This is a genomic window from Vibrio sp. TRT 1302 (assembly GCF_050113875.1).
Classification (GTDB): domain Bacteria; phylum Pseudomonadota; class Gammaproteobacteria; order Enterobacterales; family Vibrionaceae; genus Vibrio.
The window spans coordinates 424,187-436,392 of record NZ_JBNJOF010000002.1; the positions used below are offsets into that span (position 1 = coordinate 424,187).

The window sequence follows — 12,206 nt, forward strand, 5'->3', positions numbered from 1 at the left end:
TCTTGATTGAGAAAATCTGGTTCGAAAACCACCCTGTCAAATATCTCCTATGGCCACTTTTGTGGCCATTAAGCCAGTTATTTGGGGTTATAAGCCGTTCCCGTCGCATCAAATATCAGTCTAATGTTAAACCAAGCTACCGAGCTCCTGTGCCTGTTGTCGTGGTTGGCAACATTACGGCAGGGGGAAATGGTAAAACTCCGGTCGTGATTTGGCTGGTGGAGCAACTACAAGCGTTAGGTTATAAGCCCGGTGTGGTTTCTCGTGGCTATGGTGCAAAAGCGCCCTCATACCCATTGGTTGTTGGCTATGATACCCCAACTCAACATTGTGGTGATGAACCGAAGTTGATTTCTAAGCGAACCGGAGCACCGGTTGCGGTGTCCCCGAAACGCAGTGAAGCGGTAAACGCGTTGCTTCCTATGGGTGTCGATATCATTATTACGGATGATGGTTTGCAGCATTACGCTCTTGAGCGAGACATTGAAATCGTGGTGGTGGATGGCGTTAGGCGATTTGGCAACGAGTCATTACTGCCTTTGGGCCCATTACGAGAATCCGTCGCACGTTTGGCTGAAGTCGACCTCATCATCACAAATGGTGGAAAAGCGTTAGAAGGCGAGGCGGCCATGACGCTCGAACCAGATCAAGTGATAAACTTAAAAACGGGTCAACGAGCAAATATTGCTTCTATTCGAGAGCAGTTAGTCGCGATGGCAGGAATCGGTCATCCACCAAGGTTTTTTAAAACGCTAGAAAGTTTAGGAGCAAAGCCTATCTACCAACAGGGTTTTGCTGACCATAAAGATTTTGAACCGTCAGAATTAGAGCAGCTTGCCAATAAAGGCAAACATCTGATTATGACTGAGAAAGATGCAGTAAAATGCGCGAGCTACGCGAAAGATAATTGGTGGTATCTGCCCGTTAGCGCAGTGTTTAGTCCAAGTGATGAAGCGCGTATTTTAAATATGATTAAAGAGGTTAAGGAAAAATATGGATCACCGTCTGCTTGAGATTGTTGCCTGTCCGGTATGTAAAGGTAAGCTTGCGTTCGATAAGGAAAAGCAAGAGTTAGTGTGTAAACTGGATCGTTTAGCCTATCCTATCAAAGAGGGAATCCCAGTGCTTCTTGAACCAGAAGCGCGCAATATCTCAATGGACGAGGGCAGATAATGTCATTTACGGTTGTTATCCCAGCACGTTATCAATCGACTCGCCTGCCAGGTAAACCTCTGGCAGAAATTGGCGGTAAGCCGATGATTCAATGGGTGTATGAGCAAGCGATCCAAGCGGGTGCAGATAAGGTGATTGTCGCGACAGACGATAGCCGCGTAGAGCACGTTGTTAAAGCGTTTGGTGGTGAAGTATGCATGACTTCGCCAGACCATGAATCGGGTACAGAACGCCTTGCTGAAGTCGTTGAAAAAATGGCAATTCCTGATGATCACATTATCGTCAATGTTCAGGGTGATGAGCCATTAATCCCACCAAGTATTATCACTCAAGTTGCACGCAACTTAGCCAGTAGTGAAGCGCCAATGGCGACGCTAGCGGTAGAAATCGACCATGAGTCGGAAGTGTTCAATCCAAACGCGGTAAAAGTGGTGACGGATAAAGACGGGTATGCGATGTACTTTAGCCGTGCAACGATTCCATGGGATCGCGATAATTTTGCTAATGACGCAAAGAGTATCGCGCAACCTCTAATGCGTCATATTGGTATTTATGCTTACCGTGCTGGATTTATCAATACTTACATCAATTGGCAACCTACCGCACTTGAGAAAATTGAGTGTTTAGAGCAGCTAAGAGTGCTTTGGTACGGTGAAAAAATCCATGTAGAAGTTGCTAAAGAAGCGCCATCAGCGGGTGTAGATACACCAGAAGATCTTGAAGTGGTGAGAAAAATCATCGCTAACCGATAAAAGAAAAGGCCCCGAGGGGGCCTTTTTAACCTCTATATTTTCGCGTCATAGTCATTTCGCTTTGGACAAGTTCCTAGTATCTCTCTGCGACCACTGTCTTTTAATTCCTCCAGTTTGACGTCAAATCCCCATAAACGGTACAAGTGTTTTAAAACTTCCTCATAGCTGTCATCTAAAGGGATACGATCATGTGGAACGTATTGTAGAGTGAGTGAACGATCACCACGAACATCTACGTTAAATACCTGAATATTAGGTTCCAGGTTGGACAGGTTGTACTGAGCGGCGAGCTTTTCTCTTATCGCCTGATAACCACTGTCATTATGAATGGCGCTCACTTCGATATAATTTTTTCGATCATCATCGACGATGGCAAAAAGCTTAAAGTCACGCATCAACTTTGGTGAAAGGTACTGACTAATAAAGCTTTCATCTTTAAAGTTTTTCATCGCAAAATGAACCGCTTCTAGCCAATCTGTTCCGGCAAGATCTGGGAACCACTCGCGATCTTCATCGGTAGGTTCTTCACAAATTCTACGGATGTCGCGGAACATAGCGAATCCGAGTGCGTAGGGGTTAATACCACTGAAATAGGGGCTATTGTATGGCGGTTGTGCGACGACGCCGGTATGGCTATGTAAAAACTCAAGAATAAAACGGTCGGTGACTAATCCTTCGTCATAGAGATGATTGAGGATCGTATAGTGCCAAAACGTTGCCCACCCTTCATTCATCACTTGGGTTTGTTTCTGTGGGTAGAAGTACTGACTGATCTTACGCACAATGCGCACGATTTCACGTTGCCACGACTCAAGCAATGGCGCATGTTTCTCTATGAAGTACAGGATGTTTTCCTGAGGCTCAGAGGGGAAGCGCACCTTTTCGTTGTCGGGTTCTACCTTGGATTTGGGAACGGTACGCCACAAATCGTTGACTTGAGACTGTAGGTAAGCTTCGCGCTCTTCTTGGCGGGACTTCTCTTCCGCGATGGAAATTTTCTCAGGGCGCTTGTAGCGGTCAACACCAAAGTTCATCAGTGCATGACATGAATCCAATAGCGCTTCGACTTCCTTAACTCCATATTTTTGCTCACATTCAGCGATGTAGTTCTTAGCGAACAACAGATAGTCGATGATAGAACTCGCGTCCGTCCAAGTCTGAAATAAGTAATTGCCTTTGAAAAACGAGTTGTGACCATAGCAGGCGTGTGCCATGACCAAAGCCTGCATAGTGACGGTATTTTCTTCCATCAGATAGGCGATACAGGGGTTTGAATTAATGACGATTTCGTAAGCAAGGCCCATTTGGCCATGTTTGTAGCTTTGCTCGGTTTGAATAAATTTCTTACCAAATGACCAGTGATTATAGTTGATGGGCATACCAATGCTTGAGTAGGCATCCATCATCTGTTCTGAAGTGATCACTTCGATCTGGTTAGGGTAGGCGTCAAGTTTGTAGTGGTCAGCCACTCGCTTAATTTCAACATGGTATTGCTCAAGCAAATCGAACGTCCAGTCTGGACCGTCCGGTAATGCTTTGCTTTTCGTTGGCTTTTTAGTTTTTGTTGTCATACGGCCTCCCTAAGCAGTCTCTTTTCTGAAAAGCTCTCTAAACACTGGGAAAATGTCCTCTACGCTGCGAATATTTTTCATCGCAAAGTTAGGGAAGCTCCCTTCGAGTTTTTCGTACTCATGCCACAAGGTTTGATGTGAACGACGAGTAATTTCGATATAAGAATAATACTGGCAGTGTGGCAGTAAATGTTTGGTCAGAAGTTCGCGACAACGTGGTGAATCATCGGCCCAGTTATCGCCGTCTGAAGCCTGTGCAGCATAGATATTCCATTCACCGACAGGGTAACGTTCAGCGACAATTTCATTCATCAGTTTTAATGCACTTGAAACAATGGTTCCCCCGGTTTCTTGGGAGTAGAAAAACTCATGTTCATCGACCTCTTTAGCCTGAGTGTGATGGCGTATAAACACCACATCGACGTTTTCATATGTGCGCGTAAGAAAGAGATAGAGCAACACATAAAAACGTTTCGCGATGTCTTTCGTCGCTTGGTCCATCGAGCCGGACACGTCCATCAGGCAGAACATCACAGCCTGACTTGAAGGAATAGGGCGGCGTTCGTAGTTTTTAAAGCGTAAGTCGAAGGTGTCGATGAAGGGTACAGTTTCAATTCGACGACGCAGATCTTTAATTTCGTTCTGTAGACGCTGTTCTTCGAGCATCTGAGCTGGCTCTGACATTTTTACGCGGTCGAGCTCTTCCTCTAACTCACGTAGCATCTTTTTTTTGCCCGCTGTCATGGCGGTGCGTCGCGCGAGAGACTGTTGTAGAGATTTGACTACGGCGATATTAGCGGGAACCCCGGCCGTTTGATAACCAGCACGATGGGTTTTCCATTCAGTGATTTTATTAATCTGATTTTTTTCTAAGTTTGGCAGTTCAAGATCTTCAAATAAGATGTCTAAGTATTCATCTTTAGAAATCTGGAAAACGAAATCATCTTGTCCTTCGCCGTCTGCGCTGGCATCCCCCTCTCCGGAACCGCCCCCTTGACCACCCCCTTTAGGGCGTTCGATTTTGTCTCCGGTGATAAATTGGTCATTACCCGGATGCACGCGTTCTTTTAGGCCGCCTTTGCCTTGATGAAATACAGGCTCTTTGATGTCCTTGTGCGGAATAGCGACATCTTCACCGGTTTCGGTGTTGGTGATTGAACGGCGATTTACTGCATCCGCCACAGACTCTTTAATCTGATCTTTATGGCGGCGCAAAAAGCGCTGGCGGTTTACAGCACTTTTATTTTTGCCGTTCAGTCGTCGGTCAATAAATTGCGCCATGAGTCACCCCTTATCTCATACAAGCCCTGCAACGAGGGCTGGATCAATCTTGCACCTAACACCTGCCAGAATAAAATAGACTGGCAGGTGAAGTACGGGCTAAAACACTGCTGCTATGATGATTTACGTACGCGTAGATACCATTCAGATAGCAAGCGAACTTGCTTCTCCGTGTAGCCCTTTTCCATCATGCGGGCGACAAAATCATCGTGTTTCTTCTGATCTTCAGAAGAGGTTTTAGTGTTAAAGGAGATAACTGGTAACAGTTCCTCGGTATTGGAGAACATTTTTTTCTCAATCACAGTGCGGAGTTTTTCGTAACTCGTCCAAACTGGATTGGTGCCGTTATTGTTTGCTCGTGCACGAAGCACGAAGTTAACGATTTCATTTCGGAAATCTTTTGGATTACTAATGCCAGCTGTTTTCTCGATTTTTTCCAGCTCATTGTTCAATGCTGAACGATCAAACAATTGGCCAGTCTCTGGATCGCGGTACTCTTGGTCTTGAATCCAGAAGTCGGCGTAGGTGACATATCGATCGAAGATGTTTTGTCCGTATTCGGAGTAAGACTCTAAGTAAGCTGTCTGAATCTCTTTACCGATAAACTCAACGTAACGTGGCACTAGATAACCTTTTAAGAACTCTAGGTATCGCTCTGCCGTCTCTTGAGGGAACTGTTCACGCTCGATCTGTTGCTCGATTACATAGAAGAGGTGAACCGGGTTTGCCGCCACTTCGGTCTGATCAAAGTTAAAGACGCGCGACAGAATCTTAAAGGCGAAACGGGTTGAAAGACCTGACATGCCTTCATCGACACCTGCGAAATCACGGTACTCTTGGTAACTTTTCGCTTTTGGATCGGTGTCTTTAAGAGTTTCACCATCATAAACACGCATCTTCGAGAAGATGGACGAGTTTTCAGGCTCTTTTAGACGAGAAAGAATACTGAATTGGGACAGCAGTTCGAGAGTACTAGGTGAACAAGGGGCTTTCGACAATTCAGAGTGATCGAGAAGTTTTTGGTAAATTTTAACTTCTTCTGAAACACGCAGACAGTAAGGCACTTTCACGATGTAAACACGGTCTAGAAACGCCTCATTGTTCTTATTATTGCGGAATGTTTGCCACTCAGATTCGTTTGAGTGAGCGAGTATCATGCCGTCAAATGGTAATGCAGAAAGCCCCTCGGTGCCGTTGTAGTTTCCTTCTTGAGTCGCGGTTAAAAGAGGGTGTAGCACCTTGATTGGCGCTTTGAACATCTCAACAAATTCCATCAGACCTTGGTTAGCACGGCATAGTGCACCAGAGTAGCTATATGCATCAGGGTCATCTTGAGAGAAGTGCTCCAACTGACGGATATCGACTTTACCCACCAAAGATGAAATATCTTGGTTGTTTTCGTCGCCAGGTTCGGTTTTCGCGATTGCACGCTGATCTAAAATCGACGGTCTGACTTTAACCACTTTGAATTTAGAAATGTCGCCGCCAAATTCGTGTAAACGCTTCGCTGCCCAAGGTGACATAATCGAGCGGACATAACGCTTCTCAATGCCATACTCTTGTTTAAGTAATTCGCCATCTTCGGTGACATCGAATAAACAGAATGGATGGTCATTGACAGGGCTGCGTACACCGTTAGCGGAAAGTACGTAAATCGGCATTTGCTGCATTAATGATTTTAGTTTTTCGGCCAGTGATGATTTACCACCACCTACAGGACCTAGTAAGTACAAAATCTGTTTACGTTCTTCCAAGCCTTGAGCCGCATGTTTTAGGTAAGAAACTATTTGCTCAATGGCATCTTCCATACCGTAGAAATCTTTAAAGGTCTCGTAACGTGAAATGACCCTATTCGAGAAAATACGACTGAGTTGAGGATTCTGCGCAGTATCAATGACTTGTGGCTCACCGATGGCCATCAATAATCGTTCTGCAGCATTGGCGTAAGCACTTTTATCGTCTTTGCAAAGGCTTAGAAAGTCTTGTAGCGATAGTTCCTCATCCTTGGAGGCTTCGTAGCGTGCTTGGAAATGGTCGAAAATACTCATGGTGAATTCCCCTCTGAACCTGTCAAACCTGACAATAAACCCGCATAGAAAAGCAAATCCTTTCTTTATTAATCCTAGTTGGTTTTTAGAATTTTGCTTAAAAAATATGTGTTTAATTGCAATTTGTGACCAGAGGCTAGTTGTCAGACCACTAATCAGCTAATGTTGATAAATTAACCATTTAGCAAAGAAATAAATAATGCGCATAATGTTTGGCGGATAAATTTATCTCCGAATGACAAACAAGCTCTCTTTTATTTATACGTCGCCTGACGACTTTTTGCTCACAAAGGTTGTTATTGGAATGTTGTTCTGTATAATTTGATTCCAATATGTTTTATCAATATAAAGTCTGATTACTATGCAAAAACCATCGTGGCTAAAAAGCTTTTGTATCATTGTTGCAATAACCACTTTACCTGCCGAGGCGAAGATTTCTCAGTGGTCATTGGGAGTAGCCGCTTCTTACTCTCCCGCTGTCTACAAAGATACACCGTCAAACCAGACGGTGATTCCACTTATTGGTTACGAAGGAGAGCACCTTTTTTTACGAGGATTTACCGCTGGCTATCGACTGTTCCCAGTAGGTTCGCCTCACAATATTGTGTTCCGCGCTGCGTATGATCCGAGAACGCTTAAGCCAGAAGATTCAAATGATCCCAACATCAGGCTAGTGGATGAACGAAAAGCGACAGTGTTAGGTGGCGTAAGTTATCAAGCGATAACGCTTATCGGTATGTTTGAAGCGACCGTGGGAAGTGATATCGCAAATAGACACAATGGAGTCTATGCCGAAACGGCTTGGCGATTACCGATCCGAAGAGGGGGCTGGGGAATCACCCCTTCGCTTGGTTATGCATACAACAGTAGTCGTCTCAATAATCACCTATACGGCGTGAGTTCTGCTGAGGCTGTGCGCTCGGGATTGACGGAGTTTGATGCGGATTGGGATGGACAGATATTTATCGGCGCGAGTGGTTACTTTCATCTTACACCGAGTATTCGTATCTCTGGCGGTGTACGTTACACCAATATTGAGGGGGACATAGAGGGTAGTCCATTGATAGAGAGTGGAGTCACTACCTCTGCGAATATTGGGGTTGCTTACGTGTTCTAAGGGGCATCTCAATCAAATGTAGAAGGGCCGTTGCTAAGCAACGGCCCTTTTTAAATTAAGCGCTAAAGATTTGCTTTAGTTCATTGGCACACAAGTGGTACTGACGAGGGCAGTTGCGCCATGTGTTTAGCATACGGCGGTATTTGTCCAGCATAGGCATTTGCGCGTTAAAATGATGTTCTCCTTTGCTGAATTGAGGGTAAAGCCCTTCAGAATCAACTAGGAAGCGAACGTAGTTAACCAACTGTGCTTCAGATGCTGCATCAAAACCTAAGAAAGTTAGACGACGCTGGTCAACAAGCTTTTGCTCATCCTCAGAGAGCATTTTGTTTGATTCTTGCATCGCATGGTACATTTCCATGATGTCGATAATTTCTCGACACTCTGCGTCAACCAAACAGCCAAAGTCTTTATTGAGCTCGCGCATTTGTAGCTCGTATCCACGTTCCACTATCGTTTGTAAACGTTGATATTTAGCTGCGTTTTCAGGATCCATTTGTGACATCAAATAGTACTGATTCGATAGGATCAAACGTTGAGCGTTGGTCATTTCCATGGTGGCCTCACTAAAATAATCTAATACATTTTTAATGTGCTTAGGTTATCTGTTCCGGATTAACTGAAACATGATCTCAACACATATTTAATATCAAAAGTACAAAGATTGAGTAAGATTTTTTACTTGTCTTGGTGATAGTGATTATAGATATAGTCTCTATCCGAGAAGACGCGCAATAGTTCTGGTTTGAAAACCGTCAACATCGCCAGAGTCATCCCATTAAGTAGACCTTCAGGAAAAGCGAGCAGAGGGGTAAAGACGAGGTAGTTATCGTAAATCGTGACCCAATCGTAGTCAGTTACTGCAAGCAGATAATAGGCATTGACAATTAAATGGGTTGTGCCAGTCAAGCATCCGTTGAGAAAGCCAGCGATAAAGATAAAGACAAAAATGTTACGCGGGAGGAAACGGTAACTAGCCAGAAACAATAGATAGCTAATGAGAATTGGAAGTAAACAAGACAACAGCATGAACTGTGGTAGTTGGTAAAAGGATATTTCGCCAAACAGCGCCATTAATGCAGAAACGACCATCGAGATAGCGTAGGCACTGCGCCAGCCATACATTAGAGTCAGAACGGTAAGTCCGAGAAAATGAATAGAAAGCCCTTCTTTTATTCCTGCGTCGGCAGACCAAAGAAGGTAAAAAGCAAACACAACGCCGAAAGTGACGTGCTGAAAGGTTCGCTCGCTAGTTAGCTTCGGCACTAATACTCGCACGACATCTCTCCAGACAAAAAAGCAGGAAAACAGTACCAGTGAAAGAGCAAACAGTTGATTCAGCGCCACGAAAACCTCAAAAAAAATACCAACCTTATGTAAGGTTGGTATTTTTTACGAATTTCTTAACGAGTGGTATCAGTATTTAACGTTTGAGTGATACTGCTCAAGGATTGATACTATCTTGTCCATCGTCTCTTTCGAAGGAGGGTTAGTTCCTTCCAACGGGTATTCAATACCAAGGGCTTCCCATTTATGGGCGCCAAGCTTGTGATATGGCAGTAACTCAACCTTTTCGATGTTGTCCATATCTTTAATAAAATCGCCCAGCATATGTGCGGCTTCTTCATCATCGGTATAACCAGGAACCACTACATAGCGAATCCAAGTTTTCTGTCCAATTTTATGCAGGTAGCGTGCAAAATCTAATGTACGCTTGTTAGATACGCCGATGAAGTCATGATGGATTTCATCTTTCATATGCTTAAGGTCAAGCATAACCAAGTCAGTCGCATCCAACACTTCATCAATAACTTCAGTATGTTTGCGGATATAACCATTGGTATCGAGACAAGTGTGGATACCTTCTGCTTTGGCTGCGCGGAAGAAATCTCGTACGAACTCAGGTTGTAGCATGGCTTCGCCACCTGAACAGGTCACACCACCGCCGGAAGCATTCATAAAGTGTCGGTATGACTTCGCCTCGTTGATGATCTCTTCAACGGTCACTTCTTTACCGTCGTGAGTATCCCAAGTATCGCGATTATGACAGTACATACAACGCATTAAGCAACCTTGCAGAAAGACGATAAAACGAATTCCTGGTCCATCTACTGTTCCGCAAGATTCAAAAGAATGAATACGACCGATTGTTGACATGAGCTCATCTCGTATTAGTAATTTGGCCATTATTTTATTACAAAAGGTAGGGATAAAATAGGTTTTCCGAACTTAGCTAACAAGAAAAGCTGAAATAAGAAAAAAACCGTTTCTTTGCTAAGATTTATGTTATAAAAATGTTATTGGTTACAATTAAATCAATAACAACTAATAACAACAGTCAGGCAAAGTATTTTACATCTGTTTGATGTTAAGGGATTTTATATGGATATGCTTGCGCTCTCTCAAAAACAGAAAGTCACACTGTTTTTGATTGTTTTAACGATCGGATTCGCTTTTCTAGCCTTTTTTACTTCAGAAAGATTGTCAAAAATGAAGAGTCAATATCAAAGCAGTGCGGATATTGGTTCGGGGTCTTTGGCCATTTACCAGACCCAAAGCCGTATTCTTACGCTTGGTGGGACACTGGATAGCATGACGGGTGACAAGGTTGCAACGACTAAGACCCGTATTGAAGATATCGTTATGGCAATCAGCGATAACGCCAAGTTCCTCAAACAGGTTGGGCTGGTATCACAAGGTGATGAATTAACCCAAAGTGTCATGGACTTTAAAAGCGCTGTTACGCCTTGGTTAACATTGAAGCAAGAGTTGGGATTCAATATCGACGAAGGCAAGCTGGGGCAGATGAAGCAGACTGCGACCATCATCGAACAAAAAATCGCAGAAACAGGCATGGTGACGCTTAATTCTGATTTTCAGGCGATGGTAAAAGCGCAACAAAACTACTTATTGCAACCCTCCGAAGATAATTTGAAATTGTTCAATCGAGCAATGGCGAGCTTTGAAAGCATGTCGAATGTTTACGCGATGCTTGAGCTTTATGAAAAAGAAATTGAGCAGTACAAACAGGCTTTTGTGAGAGTGAGTGAGTTATCTCAACAGCTTGGCTCGGTTGAGAAGCAGCTTGATGCTACAAAAGCTAAGATGACGCGTTTGATTGGTGAGATTACCAATGAGCTGGGCGGCATTGGTGCTCGTTATCAAAACGTAGCAGAAACGACGTCGACACAAACCTTGTGGTCTATTTTGGTTGCGTGTGTTGTGTTAGCGATCTTTACCATAGCAATTTTTGCTATGCAGAGTGCATCCATGTCACGCTCCTTGAATCGTACCAAAGAGATACTCAATAGCGTTTCTAAGGGCGACTTGTCTCAGCGAATGGTTCCTTCTAAAAACCCGAACGATGAATTTAATCAGCTAGCATCAAGCATCAACCAGAGCTGTACAAATTTGGGTGAACTGGTTTCAGGCGTTCAAAGCAGCAGTTTGGCGCTATCGGGCAACGCTGCTGAACTCAATCAAGGACTGGACCTTCTTGCTCATCACCAGTCTGAGGTGCTAGGTCAGACTCAATTGTTGGCTTCGGCGACCGAAGAGGTGAGCGTGACCACTCAAGAAGTCTCCAACTCACTTGAGTTTGTCGCGGATATTAGTCGTTCTTCAACCGATGCAGCGGAAGAAGGTGCTAAGGTTATTAGCGCGGCGATAGGTTCGATTGAAGAAGTGGGTGCCATAATGACGGCGGCTGCCGGACACATTCAGCAGTTGGAAGAGGCGTCAGCAAAAGTTGATTCAGTGATGGATATCATCAATGGCATTGCCGAACAAACCAATCTACTGGCGCTTAATGCGGCGATTGAGGCTGCGAGGGCAGGGGAACAAGGGCGAGGGTTTGCCGTTGTTGCGGATGAAGTGCGTAGTCTGGCTGTACGAACGGTTGATGCGGTCTCTGAAATTTCAGGCACCATTGACACGATGAAGAAAGAGAGCGCGGAAGTGATTCAATACATAGGTCAGTCTGAATCCTCAATGATCGCAGGTCGTGAACGAGGTCAGGAAGCCATGAACGCGCTGAAAATGATCACTGACAAAACCAACGAGGCGTCGCATCAAACGGAAGTTATTTTTGCTTCAATTAGAGAGTTGGCCACAACCAGTCAGTCGATGGCGGACAACATGACACAAATCTCGGCGGCGATGAAAGAGCTTGAACAAAATAACGATCAGCTAAGAAAAGTCAGTGGGGTTGTTGAAGAGCGTTCAGGCAGCCTTAATCAAGACTGCCTCAAGTTTACGATCTAAT

General features: G+C 44.3%; 11 protein-coding genes. 5 read left to right on the plus strand and 6 right to left on the minus strand.

Features of this window, described 5'->3' with window-relative positions; all coding sequences use genetic code 11:
* Positions 1-2: 2 nt before the first annotated feature.
* From lpxK to kdsB, 3 genes are read left to right on the plus strand one after another with little or no spacing between them, the layout of a single operon-like run.
* Positions 3-1,013: a tetraacyldisaccharide 4'-kinase gene (lpxK, locus tag ACQEXP_RS04705; protein ID WP_426968480.1), complete on the plus strand. Its 1,011-nt coding sequence runs from the start codon at positions 3-5 to the stop codon at positions 1,011-1,013.
* Positions 994-1,173, plus strand: coding sequence for a Trm112 family protein (locus ACQEXP_RS04710; protein WP_138973315.1), 180 nt, complete (start codon positions 994-996; stop codon positions 1,171-1,173). The genes lpxK and ACQEXP_RS04710 overlap by 20 nt, the downstream gene beginning before the upstream one ends.
* Positions 1,173-1,925 (plus strand): 3-deoxy-manno-octulosonate cytidylyltransferase, encoded by a 753-nt coding sequence (gene kdsB, locus ACQEXP_RS04715; RefSeq protein WP_426968482.1) that lies wholly within the window; start codon positions 1,173-1,175, stop codon positions 1,923-1,925. Before ACQEXP_RS04710 ends, kdsB begins: the two co-directional genes overlap by 1 nt.
* A 32-nt stretch (positions 1,926-1,957) precedes the next feature.
* Here the strand turns inward: kdsB and ACQEXP_RS04720 are convergent, their stop codons facing one another.
* From ACQEXP_RS04720 to ACQEXP_RS04730, 3 genes are all read right to left on the minus strand, one after another.
* On the minus strand, positions 1,958-3,496 hold the full coding sequence (locus tag ACQEXP_RS04720; RefSeq protein ID WP_426968484.1) for a SpoVR family protein: 1,539 nt from the start codon (positions 3,494-3,496) through the stop codon (positions 1,958-1,960).
* Positions 3,497-3,505: 9 nt separating this feature from the next.
* A complete protein-coding gene (locus ACQEXP_RS04725; RefSeq protein WP_269375950.1) occupies positions 3,506-4,777 on the minus strand; it encodes a YeaH/YhbH family protein in 1,272 nt (423 codons plus the stop codon).
* Positions 4,778-4,890: 113 nt separating this feature from the next.
* Positions 4,891-6,825 (minus strand): PrkA family serine protein kinase, encoded by a 1,935-nt coding sequence (locus ACQEXP_RS04730; RefSeq protein ID WP_269375949.1) that lies wholly within the window; start codon positions 6,823-6,825, stop codon positions 4,891-4,893.
* A gap of 361 nt (positions 6,826-7,186) precedes the next feature.
* On the opposite strand from ACQEXP_RS04730, the gene ACQEXP_RS04735 reads away from it, so the two are divergent.
* Entirely contained in the window at positions 7,187-7,942 is a 756-nt protein-coding gene (locus ACQEXP_RS04735) for a MipA/OmpV family protein (RefSeq protein ID WP_426968486.1), read from the plus strand.
* Between the two features lie 55 nt (positions 7,943-7,997).
* On the opposite strand, the gene ACQEXP_RS04740 is transcribed toward ACQEXP_RS04735, so the two are convergent.
* The 3 genes from ACQEXP_RS04740 to pflA form a co-directional block, all read right to left on the minus strand.
* On the minus strand, positions 7,998-8,498 hold the full coding sequence (locus ACQEXP_RS04740) for a YfbU family protein (RefSeq protein WP_426968487.1): 501 nt from the start codon (positions 8,496-8,498) through the stop codon (positions 7,998-8,000).
* 122 nt (positions 8,499-8,620) lie between these two features.
* Complete coding sequence (locus ACQEXP_RS04745; protein ID WP_419723640.1) at positions 8,621-9,289, minus strand: energy-coupling factor ABC transporter permease; 669 nt, start codon at positions 9,287-9,289, stop codon at positions 8,621-8,623.
* 69 nt (positions 9,290-9,358) lie between these two features.
* Positions 9,359-10,099, minus strand: a complete 741-nt coding sequence (gene pflA / locus ACQEXP_RS04750) for a pyruvate formate lyase 1-activating protein (RefSeq protein WP_138973308.1) — start codon at positions 10,097-10,099, stop codon at positions 9,359-9,361.
* A gap of 225 nt (positions 10,100-10,324) precedes the next feature.
* Here pflA and ACQEXP_RS04755 point away from each other — a divergent pair, with 225 nt between their 5' ends.
* Complete coding sequence (locus ACQEXP_RS04755; protein WP_426968490.1) at positions 10,325-12,205, plus strand: methyl-accepting chemotaxis protein; 1,881 nt, start codon at positions 10,325-10,327, stop codon at positions 12,203-12,205.
* The last annotated feature ends 1 nt before the right edge of the window (position 12,206 follow it).